Origin of the sequence: Orrella sp. JC864, assembly GCF_037026685.1 — a bacterium.
In the GTDB taxonomy this organism is placed as follows: domain Bacteria; phylum Pseudomonadota; class Gammaproteobacteria; order Burkholderiales; family Burkholderiaceae_B; genus Orrella.
The window spans coordinates 1-24,333 of record NZ_JBANET010000009.1 but is presented as its reverse complement, the minus strand read 5'-3'; the positions used below and the strand labels follow the sequence as shown (position 1 = coordinate 24,333).

Annotated in this window: 22 protein-coding genes; 16 read left to right on the top strand and 6 right to left on the bottom strand. The window is 68.8% G+C overall.

Annotated elements, in window-relative coordinates; genetic code table 11:
* The first annotated feature begins 20 nt into the window (after nt 1-20).
* Both V8Z80_RS10290 and V8Z80_RS10285 read left to right on the top strand, forming a co-directional pair.
* Nucleotides 21-932 carry a DMT family transporter gene (locus V8Z80_RS10290; RefSeq protein WP_336061953.1) on the top strand — a complete coding sequence of 304 codons (912 nt, stop codon included), beginning with the start codon at nt 21-23 and terminating at the stop codon, nt 930-932.
* A 50-nt stretch (nt 933-982) separates the two neighbouring features.
* Complete coding sequence (locus V8Z80_RS10285) at nt 983-2,425, top strand: NAD-dependent succinate-semialdehyde dehydrogenase (RefSeq protein WP_155194456.1); 1,443 nt, start codon at nt 983-985, stop codon at nt 2,423-2,425.
* 62 nt (nt 2,426-2,487) lie between these two features.
* Here V8Z80_RS10285 and V8Z80_RS10280 read toward each other — a convergent pair whose 3' ends face one another.
* Nucleotides 2,488-3,378: a LysR family transcriptional regulator gene (locus V8Z80_RS10280; RefSeq protein WP_336061951.1), complete on the bottom strand. Its 891-nt coding sequence runs from the start codon at nt 3,376-3,378 to the stop codon at nt 2,488-2,490.
* 77 nt (nt 3,379-3,455) lie between these two features.
* Between V8Z80_RS10280 and V8Z80_RS10275 the strand changes: the two genes are divergently transcribed.
* The 7 genes from V8Z80_RS10275 (at nt 3,456) to V8Z80_RS10245 (ending at nt 10,401) form a co-directional block, all read left to right on the top strand.
* Nucleotides 3,456-4,196: an alpha/beta fold hydrolase gene (locus V8Z80_RS10275; RefSeq protein WP_336061950.1), complete on the top strand. Its 741-nt coding sequence runs from the start codon at nt 3,456-3,458 to the stop codon at nt 4,194-4,196.
* 35 nt (nt 4,197-4,231) lie between these two features.
* Nucleotides 4,232-5,218 (top strand): Bug family tripartite tricarboxylate transporter substrate binding protein, encoded by a 987-nt coding sequence (locus V8Z80_RS10270; protein ID WP_336061949.1) that lies wholly within the window; start codon nt 4,232-4,234, stop codon nt 5,216-5,218.
* A 161-nt stretch (nt 5,219-5,379) separates the two neighbouring features.
* Nucleotides 5,380-6,276, top strand: coding sequence for a TauD/TfdA dioxygenase family protein (locus tag V8Z80_RS10265; protein ID WP_336061948.1), 897 nt, complete (start codon nt 5,380-5,382; stop codon nt 6,274-6,276).
* Nucleotides 6,277-6,387: 111 nt separating this feature from the next.
* A complete protein-coding gene (locus V8Z80_RS10260; RefSeq protein ID WP_336061947.1) occupies nt 6,388-7,413 on the top strand; it encodes an ABC transporter substrate-binding protein in 1,026 nt (341 codons plus the stop codon).
* Between the two features lie 2 nt (nt 7,414-7,415).
* The gene (locus V8Z80_RS10255; RefSeq protein WP_336061946.1) at nt 7,416-8,252 is read left to right on the top strand and encodes an ABC transporter ATP-binding protein; all 837 of its coding nucleotides are present in this window, start codon (nt 7,416-7,418) and stop codon (nt 8,250-8,252) included.
* A 40-nt stretch (nt 8,253-8,292) separates the two neighbouring features.
* Entirely contained in the window at nt 8,293-9,183 is an 891-nt protein-coding gene (locus V8Z80_RS10250) for an ABC transporter permease (RefSeq protein ID WP_336061945.1), read from the top strand.
* 12 nt (nt 9,184-9,195) lie between these two features.
* Nucleotides 9,196-10,401 carry an acyl-CoA dehydrogenase family protein gene (locus V8Z80_RS10245; protein ID WP_336061944.1) on the top strand — a complete coding sequence of 402 codons (1,206 nt, stop codon included), beginning with the start codon at nt 9,196-9,198 and terminating at the stop codon, nt 10,399-10,401.
* 30 nt (nt 10,402-10,431) lie between these two features.
* On the opposite strand, the gene ada is transcribed toward V8Z80_RS10245, so the two are convergent.
* From ada to V8Z80_RS10225, 4 genes are all read right to left on the bottom strand, one after another.
* The gene (gene ada, locus V8Z80_RS10240) at nt 10,432-11,511 is read right to left on the bottom strand and encodes a bifunctional DNA-binding transcriptional regulator/O6-methylguanine-DNA methyltransferase Ada (RefSeq protein ID WP_336061943.1); all 1,080 of its coding nucleotides are present in this window, start codon (nt 11,509-11,511) and stop codon (nt 10,432-10,434) included.
* A gap of 89 nt (nt 11,512-11,600) precedes the next feature.
* Nucleotides 11,601-12,245: a DNA oxidative demethylase AlkB gene (gene alkB, locus V8Z80_RS10235; protein WP_336061942.1), complete on the bottom strand. Its 645-nt coding sequence runs from the start codon at nt 12,243-12,245 to the stop codon at nt 11,601-11,603.
* Between the two features lie 7 nt (nt 12,246-12,252).
* Nucleotides 12,253-13,113 (bottom strand): archaetidylserine decarboxylase, encoded by an 861-nt coding sequence (gene asd / locus V8Z80_RS10230; RefSeq protein WP_336061941.1) that lies wholly within the window; start codon nt 13,111-13,113, stop codon nt 12,253-12,255.
* A 53-nt stretch (nt 13,114-13,166) separates the two neighbouring features.
* Complete coding sequence (locus V8Z80_RS10225) at nt 13,167-14,024, bottom strand: NAD-dependent protein deacetylase (protein ID WP_336061940.1); 858 nt, start codon at nt 14,022-14,024, stop codon at nt 13,167-13,169.
* A 939-nt stretch (nt 14,025-14,963) separates the two neighbouring features.
* Here V8Z80_RS10225 and V8Z80_RS10220 point away from each other — a divergent pair.
* From V8Z80_RS10220 to V8Z80_RS10200, 5 genes are all read left to right on the top strand, one after another.
* Entirely contained in the window at nt 14,964-15,656 is a 693-nt protein-coding gene (locus V8Z80_RS10220) for a response regulator (RefSeq protein WP_336061939.1), read from the top strand.
* Complete coding sequence (locus V8Z80_RS10215) at nt 15,634-17,052, top strand: sensor histidine kinase (RefSeq protein ID WP_336061938.1); 1,419 nt, start codon at nt 15,634-15,636, stop codon at nt 17,050-17,052. Before V8Z80_RS10220 ends, V8Z80_RS10215 begins: the two co-directional genes overlap by 23 nt.
* 204 nt (nt 17,053-17,256) lie before the next feature.
* On the top strand, nt 17,257-18,261 hold the full coding sequence (locus tag V8Z80_RS10210; RefSeq protein WP_336061937.1) for a Bug family tripartite tricarboxylate transporter substrate binding protein: 1,005 nt from the start codon (nt 17,257-17,259) through the stop codon (nt 18,259-18,261).
* A gap of 135 nt (nt 18,262-18,396) precedes the next feature.
* Nucleotides 18,397-18,834, top strand: coding sequence for a tripartite tricarboxylate transporter TctB family protein (locus V8Z80_RS10205; protein ID WP_336062011.1), 438 nt, complete (start codon nt 18,397-18,399; stop codon nt 18,832-18,834).
* Nucleotides 18,831-20,366, top strand: a complete 1,536-nt coding sequence (locus V8Z80_RS10200; protein WP_336061936.1) for a tripartite tricarboxylate transporter permease — start codon at nt 18,831-18,833, stop codon at nt 20,364-20,366. The genes V8Z80_RS10205 and V8Z80_RS10200 overlap by 4 nt, the downstream gene beginning before the upstream one ends.
* A 57-nt stretch (nt 20,367-20,423) precedes the next feature.
* On the opposite strand, the gene V8Z80_RS10195 is transcribed toward V8Z80_RS10200, so the two are convergent.
* Nucleotides 20,424-21,590 carry a pyridoxal phosphate-dependent aminotransferase gene (locus V8Z80_RS10195; protein WP_336061935.1) on the bottom strand — a complete coding sequence of 389 codons (1,167 nt, stop codon included), beginning with the start codon at nt 21,588-21,590 and terminating at the stop codon, nt 20,424-20,426.
* 142 nt (nt 21,591-21,732) lie between these two features.
* On the opposite strand from V8Z80_RS10195, the gene V8Z80_RS10190 reads away from it, so the two are divergent.
* Both V8Z80_RS10190 and V8Z80_RS10185 read left to right on the top strand, forming a co-directional pair.
* Entirely contained in the window at nt 21,733-22,764 is a 1,032-nt protein-coding gene (locus V8Z80_RS10190; RefSeq protein ID WP_336061934.1) for an AbrB family transcriptional regulator, read from the top strand.
* Between the two features lie 234 nt (nt 22,765-22,998).
* Complete coding sequence (locus tag V8Z80_RS10185; protein WP_067758460.1) at nt 22,999-23,205, top strand: cold-shock protein; 207 nt, start codon at nt 22,999-23,001, stop codon at nt 23,203-23,205.
* Nucleotides 23,206-24,333: the final 1,128 nt, after the last annotated feature.

The following is a 24,333-nucleotide window of genomic DNA, read 5'->3' as shown; positions in this document are numbered from 1 at the left end:
GCTGCAAGACCCCTTCCCTCATGGCCGTCTCCTCTTCCGCTTCCCGCGCCTGGCTCAACGGCCTGCTGGGCGTGGCCATCTTCAGCGGCTCGCTGCCGGCCACGCGCGTGGCCGTGGCGCAAATCGACCCTTTTTTCCTGACCAGCGCGCGGGCCTGCATCGCCGGCCTGCTGGCCCTTTGCATCCTGGCGGCGGTGCGCCCGGCGCGCCCGCGCGCCCAGGACTGGCCGGGCCTGGCGCTGACGGCGCTGGGCGTGGTGGTCGGCTTTCCGCTGTTCACCGCCTTTGCGCTGCAGCACGTCACGGCGGCCCGCTCGCTGGTGTTCATCGGCCTGCTGCCCCTGGCGACCGCCGTCTTCGGTGTGCTGCGCGGCGCCGAGCGCCCGCCCGCGGCGTTCTGGCTGTTCGCGCTGGCCGGCAGCGCCTGCGTGGTGGCCTTCGCGCTCACCCAGGACGCGGGCGGCACCTGGCGCGGCGATGCCTGGATGCTGGCGGCCATCCTGGCCTGCGGCTTCGGCTACGCCGAGGGCGCGCGCCTGTCGCGGCACCTGGGCGGCTGGCAGGTCATCTGCTGGTGCCTGCTGCTGTGCCTGCCGGCCATGGCGCTCTGGTGCGCCTTCACGCGCGCGCCCGACTGGTCGCAGGTCGGGGCGCCCGCCCGCTACGCGCTGGCCTACGTCTCGCTCTTTAGCATGCTCATCGGCTTTTTCTTCTGGTACCGCGGACTGGCGCAGGGCGGCATCGCCGCGGTCGGGCAATTGCAGCTGCTGCAGCCCTTCATGGGACTGGGGCTGGCGGCCGGGCTGCTGGGCGAGCCGGTCAGCGGCGCGATGCTGCTGGCCACCGCGGCCGTGGTGGCCTGCGTGGCCGGGGCGCGCCGCCATGCGGCCGCGCCCCTGGTCAAGCCCCCTTCCAAGACGGTACAGTCATAGAGTCAGTCGTCCCCTTCCTCCAATTCCCCCACGCATAACAAAGGCAAGTCATGACAGCTTCCTATTCCGATACCCAATTGCTCATCAACGGCGAATGGGTCGGCGCCGCCAGCGGCAAGACCATCGACGTCGTCAACCCGGCCACCGGCAAAGTGATCGGCAAGGTCGCCCATGCCGGCACGCAAGACCTCGACCGCGCGCTGGCCGCGGCCCAGAAGGGCTTCGAGATCTGGCGCGATACCCCCGCCCACGAGCGCCAGGCCATCATGCGCCGCGCCGCCGCGCTGGTGCGCGAGCGCCGCGACCACATCGCCTCGCTGCTCACCCAGGAGCAAGGCAAGCCGCTGACCGAATCGCGCATGGAAGTGGCCGCCGCCTCCGACATCCTCGAATGGTTCGCCGACGAGGGCCGCCGCGTCTACGGCCGCATCATTCCCTCGCGCAACCTCGATGCCCAGCAGATCGCCCTGAAAGAGCCGGTCGGCCCGGTGGCGGCCTTCACGCCCTGGAACTTCCCCGTCAACCAGATCGTGCGCAAGCTGGGCGCGGCCCTGACCGCCGGCTGCTCCTTCCTGGTCAAGGCTCCCGAAGAAACCCCCGCCTCGCCGGCCGCGCTGCTGCAGGCCTTCCTGGACGCCGGCATCCCGCCCGGCGTGATCGGCCTGGTGTACGGCGATCCGGCCGAGATCTCCAGCTACCTGATCCCGCATCCGGTCATCCGCAAGATCACCTTCACCGGTTCGACCGCGGTGGGCAAGCAGCTGGCCGCGCTGGCCGGCAAGCACATGAAGCGCGTCACCATGGAGCTGGGCGGCCACGCGCCGGTCATCGTGGCCGATGACGCCGACGTCGCGCTGGCGGTCAAGGCCACCGGCGGGGCCAAGTTCCGCAACGCCGGCCAGGTCTGCATCTCGCCCACCCGTTTCCTGGTGCACAACAGCGTGCGCGAAGAATTCACCGAGGCGCTGGTGCGCCATGCCCAGGGCCTGAAGCTGGGCGACGGCCTGCAGGACGGCACCACGCTGGGCCCGCTGGCCAACGACCGGCGCGTCTCGGCCATCAAGAAGTTCATCGACGATGCCGTGCAAAAAGGCGCCAAGGTGGCCACCGGCGGTTCGGCGCTCGAGCAGCCGGGCAACTTCTTCTCGCCCACGGTGCTGGCCGACGTCCCGCAGGAAGCCCAGATCTTCAACGAGGAACCCTTCGGGCCGGTGGCCGCCATCCGCGGCTTCGACGACCTGGAGGACGCCATTGCCGAATCCAACCGCCTGCCCTATGGCCTGGCCGGCTACGCCTACACGCGCTCGATCAAGAACGCGCACCTGCTGGCGCGCCGCATCGAGGTCGGCATGCTTTGGGTCAACCAGCCTGCCGCGCCCACGCCCGAGCTGCCCTTTGGCGGGGTGAAGGATTCGGGCTACGGTTCGGAAGGCGGCCCCGAGGCGGTCGAGGCCTACCTGAACACCAAGGCGGTGTCCATCATGGCCGTCTGAGCGGCGCATTCGCCCTGGCACCGCAAGCGCGGCCAGGGCGGCTTCGCCCGCCGGCTGAGGGCCTACGCGCGGTATCGCGCGGCGTAGGCCGCCAGCCGGTTTTTCATTTCCTCGGCCGCCGGGCTGAGGCTTTGGCCAGCGCGGCTGACGATGCCGATGGTGCGATAGCGGCGCGGACCATGCAGGGGCACGAATGCCAGCTTGTCCGCGGCCATCGCCGGGATGGCCAGGCGCGCCAGCACGGTCACGCCGGCATCGGCGCAAAGCATGGACAGCAGCGTAAGCATGGTCGAGACGTGCATATCGGGCTGCTCCAGGTAACGCGCCTGGGGCGTGCCCGCCAGCTGGCGATGGGCGGTGGTGCCCAGCAAGGGCAGGCCGGCCAGCTGCGGCCAGCGCAGGCTCGGCTGGCGCGCCAGCCGGTGGCGCCGGCTGCACACCAGGCCGAAATCATCGCGCAGCAGCGGCTCGAAGCTCAGCTGCGGGTGATGCGAGATCCGGCTGGCCACGCCGAAATCCACTTCGCCGGCCAGCACCAGCCGTTCGACGTTTTCCGAATTGTCGTCCCGCGCGCGCACCGACACGCCGCCATAGTCGCGGGCGTAGCCGCGCACCAGTTCGGGCATCCAGTTGGCCGCCACGGCGCCGATGGCCGCCACGCTGAGCACGCCCATCTCCTTGCGCGCCATCGCCGACAGCGTATCGAAGGTGCGTTCCTGGCGCTGCAGCATTTCGCGCGCATAGGGCAGGCAGGCGCGCCCGAACGGCGTGAGCACGGTACGGTCCGAGGGTTCGAAGAGCAAGGCGCCGAGCTTGCGCTCCAGGGCGGCGATGGACTTGGACAGGGCCGGCTGCGAACGGAAGGCTTTTTCGGCCGCCAGCTTGAAGCTGCCGTGTTCGGCCACCAGCAGGAAATAGCGCAACTGGCTCAGGGGCAGGTCTGGCTGCGGCATGGTCGATATCCGGAAGTTATCGTTGAATGATCTTAATTCGTTTGAATCATGGGCGCGGCTGCCGCTAGCATCGCCGCATGACCCGAATCGACGAACTGACGCCGGCCATCGGCCATCCAGGCCCCCTGCTTATCGCCTTGCCCGGCTGCGGATGCAGCCCGCGCATCTTCGATGCGCTGCAGCTCGATGGCGTGGCCGTGCAGGCGCTGGACTGGTGCGCCGGCCCCGGCCCGCACGACCCGGCCAGCGTGGCCGCGCGGCTGGCGCAGGCCCTGGCGGCGCGCGGCGGCCCGACCTACCTGGCCGGCCATTCGGCCGGCGGCGCCATCGCCGCGCTGGCGGCCGCGCACCTGCCCGGGCGCATCGATGCCTTGATCATCAGCAACACCGGCGTGCACAGCCGCGCGCACGGCGACCCCGGCCTGCCCGAACGGATCCGCACGCGCTGGGACGCCGCCGCGCAGCAGGACTTCCTGCGCGGCTGCTTCCTGCACCCGCCGCCCGCGGCGCTATGGCATGCGCTGACGGACTATCTCGCGGCGCTGCCGCGCCAGGCCTTGCTGCAGGCCGTGCTCGGCCTGCGCGCCACCGACCTGGGCAGCCACCTGCCCGCCATCCGCATGCCTGTCTTGATCGCCCATGGCCGCGACGATCACCGCCGCCGCATCGACGATGCCCAGGCCCTGGCGCAGGGCATCGCCGGCGCGCAACTGGCGCTGCTGCCGGGCGGACACACGCCCATGGTCGACGATCCGGCCGCCTACCGGCAGGCGCTGCAGGCTTTCCTGGCGCGCGTGCGGTGCGCATCCTCCGCCTGAACGCGGCGCTTTCACAAGAACCCAAGGAGACAACCATGACCCCATCCCCCGCTTCCTGGTCACGCCGCGCCTTGCTGCGCCTGGCGCTTATCCTGCCGCTGGCCGCCACGCCCGCGCTGGCCGCGCAGCAGTGGCCCGACCGGCCCATCACCGTCGTCGTGCCTTCGACGGCCGGCGGCGCGGCCGACTTCGTGGGCCGCACCTTCGCCAATTTCATCGCCAGGAAGATGCCCGGCACGGTCGTCACGGTCGAGAACCGCGCCGGCGCGGGAGGCATCGTCGGCACGCTGGCCGTGCAATCGGCCGCACCGGACGGCTACACCTTCCTGATATCGACCAATTCCACCCACGCCGCCAACGTCAGCCTTTACAAGAACCTGCGCTACGACCCGGTCAAGGACTTCGAGCAGGTCGGCATGTTCGGCACCTTCGGCTCGGTACTGGTGGTGCGCAACGACAGCCCGTATCCGGACCTGCCGGCCTTCATCGCGCATGCGCGCGCCCACCCGGGCAAGCTCAGCTACGGCTACTACAGCTCGTCCTCGCAGGTGCCGCCCGAACTGCTGCGCGCCCGCATGGACCTGCAGTACGTGGGCGCCTCGTACAAAAGCGTGACGCAGATCCTGACCGACCTGATCGGCGGGCAGCTCGATTTTGTCTTCGTCGATACGCTGTCGGCCGCGCCGGCCTTGCAGAACGATCGCTTGCGGCCCATCGCCGTGACCACCGCCCAACCCATCGCCTCCCTGCCCGAGGTGGCCCCGGTCGCGCGCACGGTGCCCGGCTTCCTGGTCCAGGGCTGGTTCGGGCTGGCCGCGCCGCGCGGCACGCCCGCGCCCATCGTGGCGAAGATGGCCGAACTGGTGGAGCAGGCCGGCGCCGACCCCCAGGTCGCGCAGGCGCTGTCCGGACGCGGCCTGACCGTGCAATCCATGTCGGGCGATGCCTTCGTATCGTTCATCCATGAGGACATCGAGCGCTGGGCGCAATGGACCCGGGTCGCCGGCATCCAGGCGCAATAGCCACGGGGCGCCTTCGCACATATATCTGGCGGCATTGACGACATTGCCTTTTAGTCTTTTGCGTCAAATAACGCATTGCCTAGAATGAAAAGCCCACCCGCTCCCGGCCCGCATATGGCCGGCCGGCGCGACCCTCTGTCTGCCGAGGAAGGCTTTTCCCCATGCCGCTTGCCCTTCGATCCGATTCTCCTGTCCAGGCCGCCGCCGGCGCGCTGTCGATCGTGCCCCTGGACGGGCCGCTGGGCGCCGAGGTATTCGGCCTGGACCTGGCGAACCCCCTGCCGCAGCAAGCCTTTGCGGCCATCCATCGCGCCCACCTGGACCACCACGTGCTGGTGTTCCGCGACCTGGACATCACGCCGGCCCAGCAGATCGCGTTCAGCCGCCGCTTCGGCCCGCTGCAGATCCACGTGCTGCACCAGTTCCACCTGCCCGGCCATCCCGAGATCCTGATCGTCTCCAACATCAAGGAAAACGGCCAGCCCATCGGCCTGGGCGATGCGGGCCACTACTGGCACTCGGACCTGTCGTACAAGGAGATCCCCAGCCTGGGCTCCATGCTCTATGCGCAGGAGCTGCCCGAGGAAGGCGGCGATACCCTGTTCGCCAACATGCACCTGGCCTGGGACACGCTGCCCGAGCCGCTCAAGCGCCGTGTCCAAGGCCTGCAGGCCGAGCACTCCTACCTGGCCAAGTACGAGGCGCTGCGCGCGCGCAGCCCCTGGCGTCCCAAGCTCAGCGAAAAGCAGCTGGCCGAGGTCGTACCCGCCGTGCACCCGGTGGTGCGCACCCATCCCGAAAGCGGGCGCAAGGCGCTGTTCGTCAGCGAACACTTCACCACGCGCATCGTCGGCCTGCCCGAGGACGAAAGCCAGGCACTGCTGCAGGAACTTTACGCCCACAGCGTCAAGCCCGAGCACCTGTACCGCCACCAGTGGCGCCCCGGCGACATGGTGTTCTGGGATAACCGTTCGGTCATGCACCTGGCCACGGGCTGTCCGGACCACATGCGCCGCAAGCTGCACCGCACCACCATCGAGGGCGACAAGCCCTACTGAAGCCGGGCCCGTCCCCGCCTGCTGCACACCGGCCCCGCGCTGCGCGGCCGGCAGGGACGGTATCGCCCGGGCCCTTGCCTCCAACCCTTTTTTCCCGCAGGAATCCGCATCATGTCCTTGCCCTTCCCACGCCGCGCCGCTCGCGTCCTGCCCGTCCTGCTCGCGGGCCTGGCCCTGCTGGCCGGCCCCGCCGCCGCCCATGCCGAAGGCCGCATCCGCATCGCGCAGCAGTTCGGCATAGCCTACCTGATCCTGGACGTGGTGCGCGAGCACCAGCTGATCGAAAAGCACGGCAAGGCCGCCGGGCTGGACATCGCGGTGGACTGGGCCAGCATCTCGGGCGCCACCGCCATGAACGAGGCGCTGCTGGCCGGCAACCTGGACGTGGTCTCGGCCGGGGTGCCGCCCATGCTCACCCTGTGGGACCGCACACGGGGCCGCCAGGACGTCAAGGGCATCGCGGCGCTGGGCTCGCTGCCCAACTACCTCATCACCAACAATCCCGCGGTCAAGACGCTCGATGACCTGGGCGCCAAGGACCGCATCGCCGTGCCGGCCGCCGGCGTGGGCTTCCAGTCGCGCACGCTGCAGATCGAAGCCGCCAAACGCTACGGCCAGGACAACTTCGACCGCTTCGACAAGATCTCGGTCAGCCTGCCGCATCCGGACGCCACCGCCGCGCTGATCTCCGGCGGCCTGGAGGTCAACACGCACTTCTCCAGCGCGCCCTTCTACTACCAGGCGCTGCAGGCCAACCCCAACGTGCGCAAGCTGATCAGCTCCTACGACATCCTGGGCGGGCCGGCGACCTTCAACGTGCTCTACACCACGCGCAGGTTCCACGAGTCCAATCCCAAGACCTACAAGGCCTTCTTCGATGCGCTGGCCGAGGCCGCGCAATGGATCCGCGACCACAAGGCCGAAGCGGCGGAAGTCTTCATCCGCCAGCAGAAGTCGCGGCTGGCGCCGGAGTTCGTGCGCCAGATCCTGGACGATCCGGAGAACGACTTCACCATCACCCCGCACCGCACCGAGGTCTATGCCACCGAGCTGCACAAGATCGGTGTGCTCAAGAACCAGGCCGCTTCGTGGAAGGATTACTTCTTCGAGCCCGCGCACGCCTTGCAAGGAAGCTGAACATGGCAAGCCTGAGCAGCCTGCCCGCGCACGAGCCGCCCCTGCTGGCCGTCGATGCGGTCAGCATCGACTACCGCAGCGCCCAGCGCGTGGTGCGCGCCACCCACCGCGTCGGTTTCGACGTGCATGCCGCCGAGCGCTATGTGCTGCTGGGGGCCTCGGGCTGCGGCAAGTCGACGCTGCTCAAGGCCATCGCCGGATTCATCGAGCCCTCCGAAGGACAGATCCGCCTCGATGGCCGGCCCGTGCACGGCCCCGGCCCGGACCGCGTGGTCGTGTTCCAGGAGTTCGACCAGCTGCCGCCCTGGAAGACGGTGGTGCAGAACGTGGTCTTTCCCCTGCTCGCCTCGCGCCGGGCCAGGCGCGACGAGGCGCTGGCGCGCGCGCACGACATACTGGCCAAGGTCGGCCTGGCCAAGTTCGCCGACGCGTATCCGCACACGCTGTCCGGCGGCATGAAGCAGCGCGTGGCCATCGCGCGGGCCCTGGCCATGCAGCCGCGCGTGCTGCTCATGGACGAGCCCTTCGCCGCGCTGGACGCGCTCACGCGCCGGCGCATGCAGGAGGAACTGCTGTCGCTATGGGACCAGACGCGCTTTACGCTGGTGTTCGTCACGCATTCGATCGAGGAGGCGCTGGTGGTGGGCAGCCGCATCGGCATTCTTTCGCCGCATCCGGGCCGCATGCGCGCCGAGCTCAACAGCCATGCCTGGGATCTGCACAGCACGGGCGGCGCCGACTTCCAGCAGGCCGCCCAGCGCATCCACCGGCTGCTGTTCGAGCCGGCGCCCCCCGCCGATGCGCCGGCCCAGCCCGACTCGGTGCGCCGCATCGCATGATGCGCCGCCGCGCGCCGCGTCTTTTCACCAAGGAATCCGCATGACCTCACCTGCCGCCGCCCGTCCCGCGCTGGCGCCGCCCGTGCGTCCCGAATACGAACGCAGGCTCGAACCCCTGACCGACGTGCCGCTGGCGCGCACGCTGGCGCTGCACAAGCGCCTGTGGCAGGCCGGCTGGCTGCGCAAGACGCTGCTGCTGGCGGTGCTGGCGCTGCTTTGGGAGGCGCTGGCGCGCTGGCAGGACAACGACCTGCTGTTTCCCACCTTTTTGGCCACCGCCGCGGCGCTGGCCGAAGGCCTGGCCAGCGGCGAACTGATCCAGAAGGTATGGCTCTCGCTGGTGGTGCTGCTGCAGGGCTATGCCGGCGGCATCGCGGCCGCCTTCGTACTGACCACGCTGGCCGTCTCCACCCAGCTGGGCCGCGACCTGCTGGGCACGCTGACCGCCATGTTCAACCCGCTGCCGGCCATCGCCCTGCTGCCGCTGGCGCTGCTGTGGTTCGGGCTGGGGCGCGGCAGCCTGGTGTTCGTGCTGGTGCACTCGGTGCTCTGGCCCATGGCCCTGAACACCTACGCGGGCTTCCAGGGCGTGCCCGAGACCCTGCGCATGGCCGGGCGCAACTACGGCCTGACGGGCTTGCGCTACGTGCGGCACATCCTGGTGCCGGCCGCGCTGCCATCCATCCTGTCGGGGCTGAAGATAGGCTGGGCCTTCGCCTGGCGCACGCTGATCGCCGCCGAGCTGGTGTTCGGCGCGTCCTCGGGCCAGGGCGGCCTGGGCTGGTACATCTTCCAGAACCGCAACGAGCTGTACACCGACCGCGTTTTCGCCGGCCTGGCCATGGTCATCCTGATCGGCCTGTTCGTCGAAGGCGTGCTGTTCAACGCGCTTGAACGCGCGACGGTGCGCCGCTGGGGCATGCAGCGCTAGGGCGGGATCCGCATGAAACCGCCTTCGCACCCCAAGGAGCTGTTCCCGGCCGAATTCGGCCTGTACACCGAACTGGTGGGGGACATCGCCGCGCAGCTGGCCGCCACCGCCGCCGAGCGCGACCAGGCCGGCGGCACCGCCTTGGCCGAACGCCGCCTGCTGCGCGACAGCGGCCTGCTGGCCCTGGCCGTGCCGCGCGCGCACGGCGGCCTGCAAGCCGATTGGCCGCTGATCCTGCGCATCGTGCGGCGCTTCGCGCAGGCCGACAGTTCGCTGGCCCACCTGTTCGGCTTCCAGCACCTGCAGGTCGCCAGCGTCCTGCTGTTCGGCTCGCCGCAACAGCAGCAGCACTACCTGCAGGAGACGGTGGCGCAACGCTGGTTCTGGGGCAACGCCGTCAACGCGCGCGATGCGCGGCTACGGGTCTGGCCCACCGGGGACGGCTATATCCTGGACGGCATCAAGGCCTTCTGTTCCGGCGCGCGCGACTCGGACGTGCTCAACGTCTCGGTGGCGCTGGGCGAGCAGCCGCACGAACGCCTGTACGCGGTCGTGCCCACCACGCGCCCCGGCGTGCAGGTCAACGACGACTGGGACAACATGGGGCAGCGCCAGACCGATAGCGGTTCGGTGACCTTCGACAAAGTGCTGGTGCGCCACGACGAGGTGCTCGGCCCGCCCGGGCCCGCCGGCTCGGTGCGCGCCACGCTGCGCAACCTGATCGGCCAGCTGGTGCTGACCGAGATCTACCTCGGCAACGCCCAGGGCGCCCTGGACGACGCCGTGGCCTACCTGCGCGAGCACGTGCGTCCCTGGGCGATGTCCGGCGTGGAACACGCGCACCAGGACGCCTATGCCCAGCTGCGCGCGGGCGGGCTATGGGTCAAGCTGCGCTCGGCCATCGCGCTGGCCGACGATGCCCTGGCGCAGTTCCAGCAGGCCTGGCTGGCCGGCGACGGCCTGACCGCCGAAGCCCGCGGCGAACTGAGCATCGCCATCGCCGCGGCGCGCATCCACGCCGGCAGGCTGGCGCTGGAGATCACCTCCGACATCTTCGAGCTGATGGGTGCGCGCGCGACCACGCGCCGCAACGCCTTCGACCGCTATTGGCGCAACGTGCGCGTGCACACCCTGCACGATCCCCTGGATTACCGCCAGAAGGGCGTGGGCAGCTGGCTGCTGACGGGACAGGCGCCCGATCCCTACGGCTACGGCTGATACCCACGCGCGGGCGGGCCGGCGGATGCTTCACTTTTGCTTCGCGGCGGCCGAGCCGGCTTCGCGCGCCAGCAGTTCCCGCTTGCGGGCCACGCCCCATCGATAGCCCGACAGGTCGCCGTCGCGCCGCACCACCCGGTGGCAGGGGATCAGCACCGCCAGCGGGTTGGCCGCGCAGGCCTGCGCGACCGCCCGCACCGCGCGCGGCGCGCCGATGCGCTCGGCGATCTCGGCATAGCTGGCCGTGCTGCCGGGCGCAATGTCGCGCAGGGCGCGCCAGACCCGTTCCTGGAAGGCGGTGCCGCGCACGTCCAGCGGCAGGTCCAGCCCCAGCCCGGGCGCCTCGACCAGGCCCACCACCTGCGCCACCAGTTGTTCGAATTGCGCATCGCCCCCGGTGAACTCGGCCAGCGGAAAACGGTCCTGCAAGTCCCGCACCAAGGCCTCGGGATCCTCGCCCAGCGACACCGCGCACAGGCCTTGCTGGCTTTGGGCCACCAGCAGCGCGCCCAGCGAGCATTGCGCCACGGCGAAGCGGATCCGCGCGTTGCGCCCGCCCGCGCGCCAATCGCGCGCCGGCATGCCCAGCATGCCGGCGGCCTGTTCATAGAAGCGGCTGGGCGCGCCGAAGCCGGCCTCGTACACCGCGTCGGTCACGCGCGGCGCCTGGCCCAGGCGTTCGCGCAGCCGGCGCGCCCGCTGGGCCTGCGCGTAGGCCCTGGGGGTCAAGCCGGTCTGGGCCTTGAACAGGCGGTGGAAATGGTAGGGGCTCAAGCCGCTGTCGGCGGCCAGCTCGGCCAACGAAGGCAGGGTCTCGGCGGCCTCGATGCGCCGGCAGGCCGCTTCGACCCAGGGCGCGCGCGGCGGCGCGGCCAGCCGGCGGCTGGGGCGGTAACCCGCCGCTTCGGCCGCCCCGGGCGTGTCGAAGAACACCACGTTCTCGCGCCGGGGCAGGCGCGCGCCGGCGCCCGGCCGGCAGTACACGCCGGTGGTGCGCACCGCGTAGACGAAGGGATCGCCCGGCGGGGCATGGCGCGCCAGCACGGCCTGCCAGCGCGCCTGGTCGCGCTGGCTGCAGGAATCGGCGGGAATCAAGACGGCAGTGTCCATGGCGTAGGGTCTCCAGCAGAACTTGGCTGCATGGAGCTACGATAGCGGCGAACCCGGCACGCCGCACCCCGGAGCTTGCGGGCGAATTCCTAGCCCGCCTTGCGGAACGTGAAGTTGATGCGCTGCTCGCCCAGCAGCGGATGCGCCGGCCCGCGCGGCGCCATGACGCCGTGAAAGCGCAGCCTGTCGCGCCCGCCCCAGACCGCCACGTCGCCGTGATCCAGCACGATGCGCGCCGCCTTGTCGCCGCGTTGCAGGCCGCCGAACAGGAACACCGCGCTCATGCCCAGCGACACCGACACCACCGGCGCGCACAGGTCGCGTTCGTTGCGGTCCTGGTGCAGGGACATCCGGGCCTGCGGGCCGTAGCGGTTGATCAGGCAGGCGTCGGGCGTGAAACCCGGAAAACCCGCCGCCTCGGCCACCTCGCGCGCCAGCGCCAGGAACACGGCCGGCATGGCCGGCCAGGGCAGGCCCGTTTGCGGATCGACGGCGCTGTAGCGATAGCCGCGCCGGTCGGAAGTCCAGCCCAGCGCGCCGCAATTGCTCAGGGCCGCCGACATGACGAAGCCGCCCGGCGTGTGCATCTGCCGCCAGGGCGATTGCGCCGTGATGCGTGCGATCTCGGGCAGCAGGGCCGGCACATGGGGCAGGGCCAGGCCGCGCAGCACCACCGATTCGGGACCCAGGGCCACGCGCGCACCGTCCTGCGCGCCGAACAGCTCCAGGTTCATGGCCTTGCTAGCGCATCAGCGCGTCGTAGCGCGAAGCCATCGCCTCGCCCTGGCGGATGACGCGCTCGGGCGCCCAATCCGGGTTCAGGTGGCAACGGTTCTTGGGAAACAGCAGCACGACGGTCGAGCCCAGCAGGAAGCGGCCCATTTCCTCGCCCTTGGCCAGGACCACGTCCTGCTCGTGGTAGGTCCACTCCTTGAGCTGCCCCGTGCGCGCGGTATTGACGATGCCGTGCCAGGCCGTGGCGATGCTGCCCACGATGGTCGCACCCACCAGCACCATGGCGAACACGCCCTGCTCGGAATCGAAGACGCACACCACGCGCTCGTTGCGGGCAAACAGCCGGTCCACCCCGCGCGCGGTGACCGGATTGACCGAGAACAGCTCGCCCGGCACGTGGATCATGCGGCGCAGCCTGCCATCGCAGGGCATGTGGACGCGATGGTAGTCGCGCGGGCTCAGGTACAGCGTGGCGAACAGGCCGTCCTGGAAATGCGCGGCCAGTTCCGGATCGCCGCCCAGCAGCGCGGTGGCCGAATAGCTGCGGCCCTTGGCCTGGAAGATCTGGTCCTTGTCGATGCGGCCCAGCTGGCTGACCGCCCCGTCCACGGGACTGACGATCTCGGCCGGCGCCACCGGCCGCGCGCCCGGGCGCAGCCCGCGCGTGAAGAAGGCGTTGAAGGACGGATAGCTCTTGATGTCCGGATCCAGCGCCTCGCTCATGTCCACGCCATAGCGGCGCACGAAGTTGCGCACCATCAGCGAGGTCCAGCGCCCGCCCTGCCAGTGGGCCAGCCGCCCGGCCAGGGCGGTCAGCGCCTTCTTGGGCAGAAGGTATTGGTGCAGTACTGCGTAGCGGTCGTTCATGTAGGAATGGCGTAGCGCGCGAGCGTCCTCAAGCCGATGTTAGCAAGATACGTTCAAGGAGCCAGACTATACGGCAAAGGATCATGCAACAGAAATTCAAGCGCCTGGGCGCAGGGCTGCACGAGCTTCAGGCTGAGCAGGGCGTCGGCGCGCGTGCGGCCCAGGTTGACCGCGGCGATGGGCAGGCCGGCGGCCGCGGCGGCCTGCGCATGGCGATAGCCCGAATGCACCATCAGGGAAGACCCCAGCACCAGCATGGCGTCCGATTCGGCCAGCGCCTGGCGCACCTGCGCGCCGCGCTCGGGCGGCACCGCTTCGCCGAAAAAAACCACGTCCGGCTTGAGCACCCCGCCGCAAGCCGGACAGGCCGGCACCGAGAAGGCCGAGAAGTCCTGTCCTTGCAGATCGGCGTCGCCATCGGGCGCATCCTGCGCGTCCAGCGCCGCCCAGCCGGGATTGCGCGCCAGCAGCCGCGCCTGCAGCGCGGCGCGCGGCTCGCGGTAATCGCAATGCAGGCAGCGCACCTGGTCCAGCCGGCCATGCAGATCCACCACCTGACGGCTGCCCGCCGCCTGGTGCAGGCCATCGACGTTCTGCGTCACCAGCAGGCGGATCCGCCCCAGGGCCTCCAGCCGTGCCAGGGCGCGGTGCGCGGCATTGGGCTGGACGCTGCCGAAACGGCGCCAGCCCACCATGCTGCGGGCCCAATACCTGGCCCTGGCCAGTTCGCTGCCCAGGAAAACCTGCAAGGTCATGGGCGGCGAGCGCTTCCACTGGCCGTCGGCGTCGCGGTAGTCGGGAATGCCCGAATCCGTGCTCACACCCGCGCCGGTCAGCACGAACAGCCGGCGATGGCTGGCCAGGAACTGGGCCAGCGCCGGATCGAAGGCGGCGGGCGAGGCAAGCGGCATGGCAAATAGCGGATGGACGTGGCGAGCAGCATACCGCGCCAAAAAAGGGGACAAGCACAAGGCCAGCCGCCCCCTGTGGACAGCCCCTGGCAGCACGCTTGTGCACAAGCTGTGGAGCCCCGAGGGCGAAATCCGCCCGCCCCACGGGTTCGGCAAAACGCTCCACAATCGTGCGCAAGCCGGCACAGACCTGCTCAACAGCCAAAAACCGCCGCAAGTGCCGGTCACCGTGACAGAAACCGGACTTGTTCGACTTATCCACAAGCCTTATCCATCAGTAGTCTCTATATAAAGAAAAAAAGAAAGGACAAACGCCAGGCGGCGCAGCCCGCGGGCGGCTGCGCCTGGCAGCCCGCCGCGCTCCGCACGCCCTGGGATTGCCGAAAGACGGTGGCGGCACCGACGTGACAAGCACGATGGCACCAATACGGCATGTCGCAACGTCCGGCCAGTGCCGAACAAGCAGCCCATCCGCCGTTGCAAACGGGGGCCAGGCGCCTTTACAGCCTCGCCACGCGTTTTTTGAATTTTTTACATCCCCTGGGACTGCGGCCGGCTGCAGGCGGCCTGGCGGCCCCGTAGGGCCTGTCGAGCCGGCGGGCGGCGGCCATCGCGGCGCCATGCCCGGGGGGCCGGCGCGGCGCATGCCTGTGGATATCGTCTATGGCGCACGGATGTTGAAAATGTGTGCAGCCGATCTGGACAAGCACCTCTTGCAGGCCAGTCTGCGAAAATTGTCCAACTTTGTCCCTGGTTGCCGGACAGACCTTGCGCACAAGCCAAAAGATGTTGCAAGCGCTTGATATCCCACCAGGTTTACAGCCTGTTCGACTTATCCACAGGCCATCTTATCTACCATCAGTTGTATAGAGAACTTATTAATAGAACCCTTGCTGCGCCCATCCAGCCCTGGCCGCCGCTTTCTGCTACAACTTTGCGATGCGCATCCTGCTGATCGAAGACGAACCCGAACTTGCCCGATGGCTTTCGCTGGCGCTGGCCCGACAGGCCGGCTACGTGGTGGAATGGGCCGACGACGGCCTGCTGGCCGAACGGCGGCTGCGGGTCGAGGAATTCGATGCCGTCATTCTCGACCTGGGTTTGCCCGGCATGGACGGCCAAACCTTGCTGGGCAAGATGCGTGCCCGCGACGACCGCACCCCGGTGCTGGTGCTGACCGCGCGCGATTCCCTGGCCAACCGGGTGGATACCTTGCACCTGGGCGCCGATGATTTCCTGCCCAAGCCCTTCCGGGTCGAGGAAGTCGAGGCCCGCCTGGTGGCGCTGGTGCGGCGCAGCCGCGGCCGCGAGCACCCGCGCCTGAGCTGCGGCAGCCTGGTGCTCGATACGGCCAGCCAGCGCTTTACCATCCACGGCACGGCCCTGGCGCTTTCCCCGCGCGAACATTCCGCCTTGCGGGTCTTCATCCAGAAAAGCGGCGAGCCGGTCAGCAAGCAGCAGGTGCTCGAACGGGTCTTTCCCGATGACAAGGAAGTCAACCAGGAAGCGGTCGAGGTCCTGGTGCACCGCCTGCGCAAGAAGCTGGCGGGCACCGACGTGCAGCTGGTGACGCTGCGCGGCATGGGCTATTGCCTGGAACAGGTGGCGCATGGCGACCTCCGGCAGGCCTAGCGCAAGGCACCGCAGCCTGAAGGCCACGCTGCTCTGGTGGCTCATTCCCCCGCTGCTGGCGGTCATGATCGGCGCCTTGTGGTTTTCCAACCGCCTGCTCAAGGAGCAGGTCGATGCGGCCTACGACCGGTCGCTGGCCGGGGCCCTGCGCGCCATCGACCTGAACATCTCCACGGCCAGCGGCGGTTTGTCGATGGAGCAGCCCTACCTCATGCTCGAATTCTTCGAGCTGACCGCCAACGGCACCGTCTACTACCGCGTGGCGACCGAGGACGGCCTGGCCGAGATCGGCAGCCCGGGCCTGCCCCTGCCCGACCCGCGGCCGCGCTCGGGCGAACCGGTGTTCTACGAGGCGCAATACCAGGGCCAGCCCGTGCGGGTAGCGACCCTGATGCGCGAGATGGACCCGCCGCTGGCCGGCGACCACGGCCGCCTGGTGGTGCAGGTGGCCGAAAGCATGCAGACCCGGCAGGTGTTCCTGAACGCCGTGCTGCGGCGCGCGATCGAACGGGATCTGCTGGTCATCGCCATCGCCGTGCTGCTGCTGGTCGTTGGCGTGTTCATCGCCCTGCGCCCCCTGGGACGGCTGCGCGACGAACTGGAAGAGCGCAGCGCCGATGACCTGCGGCCCATCGAGGCCGGCGAGCTGCCGCTGGAAGTGCAGCCCATGGTCCAGGCGCTGAACCGCCATGTCGAGCGCCATGCCGCCCAGTCGCAGGCCCAGCGCCAGTTCCTGGACGACGCCTCGCACCAGCTGCGCACACCCCTGTCGGTGCTGCGCATGCAGGTGGGCTATGCCTTGCGCGAGACCGACCCGGCGCAGATGCGCGCCGCGCTCGCGGCCATGGACGAAGGCCTGGACCGGGCCGAGCGCATGACCAACCAGATGCTCTCGCTGGCGCGGGCGCGCGATGCCGGCGTCATGCGCCACGAGCTGGCGTTCGAGACCGTGGACATGGCCGAACTGGGCCAGGCCGTGCTGCGCACCCTGTTGCCGGCGGCCCGCGCCAAGCGGCTGGACTATGGCCTGGAGGCCGAAGAGGGCCCCTGCCGGATCCACGGGGTCGAATGGCTGCTGCGCGAGGCTTTGAGCAACCTTGTGGATAACGCCATCCGCTACAGCCCCGAGGGCGGCACCGTGACGCTGCGCGTAAGCGGCGGTCCGCAGGGCTGCCTGGTCGAGGTCATCGACAGCGGACCGGGCATGTCGGCGCGCGACATCGCCCAGGCGGGCGTGCGTTTTCGCCGTGGCGAGGCTGGCAAGAAGCGCCTGGGCGCGGGCCTGGGACTGGCCATCGTGCGGGCGATTTCCGACCTGCACCATGCCCGGCTGCGCTTGCAGCCGGCGGCCGGCGGAGCTGGATTGCATGTCCTGTGGATATTTCCTGCGGCCTGACCGCGCCGGGCGGCGCGGCGCCCGCCCGGCGTGTCCGGGCCTGCCAAGGCGGCGCTCCGACCATCCTGGGGTTATCCCTGAGAACAGTCAAAAAGCCCGGGATTGAAAGGGTCCGGAAAGGTAGGCTTGCGTAAGGTGTTCGCCTCGGCCCACCCGCCTGCCGGCGGGCCGGGCCAACGACAACAACGCCAAGGAGACCGTGCAATGCGCCTCATCCCTTCCTTTTCCATCCGCGGCCTGCTGGGCCGCACCGCCCTGGCTGGCGCGGCGATCGCTTGCGCGCCGGCCGCCCTGGCCGAGCCGCCCCGCCCCGAATGCGTGGCTCCCGCGCAGCCCGGCGGCGGCTTCGACCTGACCTGCCGCCTGGCCCAGACTTCGCTCAAGGCCTCGGGCGCGCTGCAGGCGCCGCTGCGCATCGTGTACATGCCCGGCGGCATCGGCGCGGTGGCCTACAACAACATCGTGGCCCAGCGTCCCGCCGAAGCCGGCACCATCGTCGCCTTCTCGGGCGGCTCGTTGCTGAACCTGGCCCAGGGCAAGTTCGGCCGCTACAACGTCGATGACGTGCGCTGGCTGGCCGCCGTGGGCACCGACTACGGCGTGGCCGTGGTGCGCGAGGATTCTCCCTACAAGGACCTGCCCAGCCTGATGTCCGCGCTCAAGCAGGATCCCACCAAGATCGTGCTGGGCGCGGGCGGCTCAGTCGGCAGCCAGGACTGGATGAAGGCCGCGCTGACGGCCCAGGCCGCCGGCGTGGACTTCAAGAAGATGCGCTTCGTGGCTTTCGAAGGCGGCGGCGAGGCCATCACCGCGCTGCGCGGCGGCCATATCCAGGCCTACATGGGCGATGCGGCCGAGGCCATGCAGATGCTCGAAGGCGGCGCACCCATCCGCGTGCTGGCGGTCTACAACAAGGAGCGCCTGCCCGGCCGCCTGGCCGACGTACCCACCGCGGCCGAACAGGGCTACGACATCGAATGGCCCATCATCCGCGGCTACTATGTCGGCCCCAAGGTGTCGGACGCCGACTACCAATGGTGGGTGGAGGCCTTCAAGAAGACCATGGCCGATCCGGGCTTCGCCAAGCTGCAGGCGCAGCAGGGCCTGTTCCCCTTCAACCTGGTCGGCGACGAGCTGGACGCCTACGTCAAGCAGCGCGTACAGGAATACGCCAAGCAGGCCGATGCCTTCGGCCTGATCAAGAAATAAGCCGCGTTCCGGTCCTGGCGGGCCGCTGCGGCGGCCCGCCGGCGCGCGTCCGGCCGCCTTCCCTGGCCGGCGCGCGCAGGCAGGCGCACAGCGCCTGCCATTGCGTTTCATCGAGTCTGTGAGGGTGCCATGGCACTGAACGATAGAACCCTGGGCGTGGCCGCGCTGGTGCTGGCCGCGTTCCTGACCTGGCACGGCTACGACCTGCAGGCGCCGTTCGCCTACGAACCGGTCGGGCCGCGCGCCTTTCCCCTGCTGGTGGCCGCCATCATCGCCTTGTGCGGCCTGCGCCTGGTGCTCAAGGGCGGCAATCCGGCCCAGCCCAACCCCGCGGGCGCCAACACCCGCATCTCGCTGATGGTGGCCATCGTGGCCGGCTATGCCCTGCTGTTCCAGTGGCTGGGCTTTGTCATCGCCACCGCGCTCATGACCGTGCTGGTGGGCCGCCTGTTCGGCGGCAGCTGGCTCAAGAGCGCCATCGGCGGCGTGGCCATGGGCGTGGGCTTTTTCCTGTTGTTCGACCGGCTGCTGGACGTCGTGCTGCCCACCGGCCTGCTCGGAGCGCTGCTATGAACGGCATCCTCGATACGCTTGCCCTGGGCTTTGGCGTGGCCTTCACGCCGACCAACCTGCTGGTGGCGGCCATCGGCTCGTTCTTTGGCACCATCGTCGGCGTGCTGCCCGGCCTGGGCCCCATCAACGGGGTCGCCATGCTGGTGCCCATCGCCTTCGCGATGAACCTGCCGCCCGAGACCGCGCTGATCCTGCTGGCCGCCGTCTACGTCGGCGCCGAATACGGCGGGCGCATCACCTCCATCCTGATCAACGTGCCGGGCGAAGCCGCCGCCGTGATGACCACGCTGGACGGCTACCCGCTGGCGCGCCAGGGCCTGGCCAGCGTGGCCTTGTCGCTGTCGGCCTGGGCTTCGTTCATCGGTTCGCTGGTCGCCACGCTGGGCATCATCCTGCTCGCGCCCATGCTGGCCGGCTGGGCCCTGGCCTTCGGCCCGGCCGAATACTTCGTGCTGATGGTCTTTGCCTTCTGCGCCCTGACCAGCCTGCTGGGCGAGCAGCCCGTCAAGGGCGTGCTGGCGGCCATGATCGGGCTGGCCATCTCCACCGTGGGCGTGGACGCCAACTCGGGCGTCTATCGCTATGCCTTCGACCTGCCGCACCTGGCCGACGGCATCGATTTCGTGGTGGTGGTGATCGGCCTGTTCGCCGTCGGCGAGATGCTGCAGATGCTGGAGAAAAAGCTGTCCGGGCACTCCATCGACGTGCCGGTCAGCGGCCGCAAGCTGTTCAATTGGCGCGAACTGAAGCTGACCAGCTGGACCACCGTGCGCAGCAGCGTCATGGGCTTTTTCATCGGCATCCTGCCCGGCGCGGGCGCCAGCGTGGCCTCGGCGGTGGCCTACGCCAACGAGAAGCGCCTGGTCGAGGGCAAGGATCCCGAGGCCAAGTTCGGCCGCGGCGACATGCGCGGCCTGGCCGCGCCGGAGGCGGCCAACAACAGCGCGGCCACCGGCTCGTTCATTCCCATGCTGACGCTGGGCGTGCCCGGCTCGGGCACCACCGCGGTGATGATGGGCGCGCTGACGCTCTACAACATCACGCCCGGGCCGGCGCTGTTCGAGAACCAGCCGGGGCTGGTGTGGGGTCTGATCGCCTCGCTGGTGGTGGCCAACGTCATGCTGTTCGTCATGAACGTGCCCATGGTGCGGGTCTTCGCTTCGATGCTGTCGATACCCTCGTGGCTGCTGGTGCCGGGCGTGCTGGCCATCAGCTTCGTGGGCGTGTACGCCATCAACGCGACCACGTTCGACCTGGTGCTGGTGGCGATCATCGGCGTGCTGGGCTATTTCCTGCGCAAGCTCAACGTGCCCATGGCGCCCCTGATCCTGGGCGTGGTGCTGGGCACGATGATGGAGCAGAACCTGCGCCGCGCGCTGTCCATCACCAATGGCGAGCTGGGCATCCTGTTCGAGAGCAGCGTCACCAAGGGCCTTTGGGTGGCCGCCGTCGCAGTGGTGGTGTTGCCCATGTTCTTACGTTACCTGGCCCGCCGGCGCGCCGCTCGCGCAACGGACGCGTCGGGCCGGTAAGCCAAGGTTTTTGCCGCCGGGGCCGGTACGCGCAGTTTGCGTGCCGGCCTTTTTTTCTTACACCGCCTGCAGCCGGTCGATGGCCTGACCCAGCGTTTCGGCCTTCTTGGCAAAGCAAAAGCGCACCAGCCTGTGATTGGATGCCGGCGCGTCGGGCTGCCGATAGAAGGCCGATACCGGGATGACCGCCACCCCGTGCTTCAAGGTCAGCCAGCGCGAGAATTCCGCCTCGGGCGCATCCGAGATGTCGCTGTAGTCGGCCAGCATGAAGAAGGTGCCGGGGCTGGGCAGCGGCTTGAAGCGCGTGCTGGCAAGGCCTGCGGCCAATTGGTCGCGCTTGGCCTGGTAGAAGGCGGGCAGCTGGCGGTACGTGGCGGGGTCGGCCATGTAGGCGGCCAGCGCGTGCTGCATGGGCGAGGACACGGTGAACACCATGAACTGGTGCACCTTGCGCAGTTCGGCCGACAGTGCCGGCGGCGCGCAGCAATAGCCGATCTTCCAGCCCGTCGTATGGTAGGTCTTGCCGAAGGACGAGATCACGAAGGCGCGTTCGGCCAGCAGGGGGCGGCTGGCCACGCTCAGGTGCGGCTGGTCGTCGAAGACGATGTGTTCGTAGACCTCGTCCGAGACGATCAGGATGCGCGTGTCGTGGACCACGGCTTCCAGCGCATCCAGGTCCTGGTGCGTCAGCACCGCGCCGGTGGGATTGTGCGGCGAATTGATCATCAACAGCCGCGTGCGCGGGGTGACCGCATCGCGCACGCGCTGCCAGTCGATGCGGTAGCAGGGATCGTCGGGCTGCGGCGCGCGCATGGGCACGGTAACCGGCGTTGCGCCGGCCAGCCGGATCGCCGGCAGGTACGAGTCATAGCAGGGCTCGATCACGATGACCTCGTCGCCGGGGTTGACCGAGCACAGCACCGAAGCCATCAGGGCCTCGGTGGCGCCGCTGGTCACGGTGATTTGCGTCTCGGGGTCGTAGTCGGCGCCGTATTCGGTATGCACCTTGGCGGCGATGGCATTGCGCAGCAGGGCGACGCCCGGCATGTACGGATACTGGTTGTGCCCTTGCGCCATGGCGCGCGTCACCAGATCCAGCAGCGCCGGATCCGCGTTGAAATCCGGAAAGCCTTGCCCCAGGTTGATCGCGCCGGTCTCGGCGGCCAGGCGGCTCATTACCGTGAAGATGGTGGTGCCCACGTCGGGCAGCTTCGATTCGATCATAAGGGGCGCTTCGTTCTGCTTGGGGTTGTCGTTTGCCGGGCGGCGTCATGGATAATACGCACTTTGTGCGCCCGCTTTGCCTGCTCCGGCGGCGCGGCTGCCTGTGCAGGGCGGCCCGGGCGCCTGGCCAGCGCAAAATGATATGGCAGTTCGGTTGATCGGTGGTTTTCTCGTTGCCCTGGCCGGCGCCCAGCTCGCCTTGTGGCTGAAGCTGCCGCTGCCGTGGATGCTGGGCGCCTTGCTGGCCACCGCGGCCACCCGCATCGCCGGCGTGCGCACGGCCTGCGCCGCCCCGCTGCGCAATGCGGGCCAATGGGTCATCGGTACGTCGCTGGGCCTGTATTTCACGCCGCAGGTGGTCGGGCACATTGGCGAGAACGCCGGCGCCATCGTGGCCGGCATGCTGCTGGCGCTGCTGCTGTGCTGCCTGGGAAGCTGGCTGCTGCAGCGCCTGGGCGGGCAGGATTTCCAGACGGCCTGGTTCGCCTCGGCCATCGGCGGCGCCAGCGAAATGGCCTCGCTAGCCGAACGTTATGGGGCGCGTATCGAACGCGTGGCCACCGCCCACAGCCTGCGCGTGCTGATGGTCGTGCTCATCGTGCCCTTCGCCTTCCAGTGGAGCGGCATCGCCGGGCTGGATCCCACCGTGCCCGGGCCGGGGCGCGTGCATTATCCGGGCCTGGCTTGGCTGGTGGCGCTGACCTGCCTGGCAGCGGCCTTGTTCGCCTGGCGCCGCTGGCCCAGTCCCTGGGTCATGGGGCCCTTGCTGTGTGCGCTGGCGCTGACGGCCCAGGGCATCGAGCTCTCGGCCCTGCCGCCCGCCTTCCTGAACGCCGGCCAGCTGCTGGTAGGCTGGTCGCTGGGCGACCGCTACCGGCCGGGTTTTTTCCGGACCGCGCCGCGCTTTCTTGCCGTCGTGATGCTCTACACCTTGCTCTCGCTGGGTGTGGCCCTTGCGCTGGCCTGGGCCCTGTCGTTCTTTTCGCCGGTGCCCCTGCCCACCCTGGTGCTGGGCACCACGCCCGGCGGCATCGCCGAGATGGCCATCACCGCCAAGGTGCTGCAGCTGGGCGTGCCCGTGGTCACCGCCTTTCACGTCACGCGGATGGTATTTGTCGTGATGGTGACCGGGCCGCTGTACGTCTATCTGTCGCGGCGCAAATCGGCATCTTGAACCCCGTGCCTGGCAAAGCCAGTCGTCATGAAAGCCACATACGGGTAAACGCTGATTGGATTATTTTGTCGGCGCTCGGTATGCTGCTTTCGCAGTAATCAAGCTGTGTGCCAGTCCCGTCTGTTTGTCCCGTACTGCCCGGAAGGTGCCTTCTCCCCCGGGCAAGCGCAGTCCAGTAGGAATCAGCGGCCTTGGTTCATTGCATCCACTGTTTCTATAGGGACGTTTCACATCATGGCTCAAACGGGCAAAGTCAAATGGTTCAACGCCGAAAAGGGTTTCGGCTTCATCACGCCTGATGCCGGCGGCACCGACGTGTTCGCGCACTTCTCGGCCATCCAGGGCCGCGGCTACCGCAGCCTGAACGAAGGCCAGGCGGTCGAATTCGAAGTCAAGGACGGCCCCAAGGGCCCGCAGGCCGAGGACATTCGTCCTTTGTAAGCAACCTGCCGCCTTTTCCGGCCGCGCCGCGGCCGGTTGCCGCCCCCTTGCCTGAAGCAGGCCAAGGGGGCGTTGTGCATTTGGGCGTCATTGGGTGATTTTCCTTTATATATCAATAAGTTGCGAGTTTTGCGCCGGACCCGGGCCGCAGGCGCGGCGCCGGTGATCGTAGACAGTCCCGGCCATATTGCAACACGGCCGCTCAAGGCCTTGGGCAGTCGGGCATCGCGCCCGCCATGGTCTTGTCGTCGTTTATTCCCGCATCCTGCCATGCGCGCCCTAGGAGCCGGTCAGGCACGGCGCCCCCGGGGGTTGGAGCTGCGCCTTCGCCGCTGTGGATAAGTACCGGGAATGTCTTGTGCCCGAGGCTGGTCCCATCCCCTTTTTGCCCTGCAATATCGCGGCTTCTTTCGCTCCGGCGTTTCTGTGGATAACTGCCGCCTTATGACAGGGATCGAAGCATAGATCTGCCAACAAGGAGAGGGTGGATGCCTGGCGTTCCGTCGTGCTGGCGGGGCATATCCGCGCCTGCGTTGTCGAGGATCGGACAAGGCCGTTGGCGGGTAAACGCGGCTTTCTCGGGCGACTGGCCAGGCAAGGAAGTCGGATGCATGCTGGTGGCCTGCTGCCTTTCTGAGCGCCCACACTCTTTCTTGATGACCCAGCCTGCAGCTTGACCGGTAGCCCATTGCTGGTGGCCTGGCTCTGTGACGCATGGGTCCAGCAGATGGCATGCTCGGCGCCCGCGACGCCTTCCTACATTGCGTGGCGCCGCCTTCCGTGCTTTTTTCCGAACCTGCCAGTGCTGTCGATTTTGCGGCATAGTGCGAGCCGGCTGCAGCAACGGTCGGCATCCTGGGTGGGCCTGTGTCGCAGCCTAGATCAGGGTGCGGCCAGAACGCAGCCCAGCCCCGTTGCTTTCCAAAGGAGGGTGCATTGTCGTGGCGGCAAGCCGTGCATAGTCGAGCTGGATGCGCAGTGATACCGGACACGCCGCCGTTTTTTTCTTGCCTCATGCAGCAAGCAGCAAGTTGCGAGCTGTGAGTTGCGGGCTGTGGGATGGGGCTGTGGGATGGGGCTGTGGGATGGGGCTGTGGGATGGGGCTGCGAGTTGCGAGTTGCGAGTTG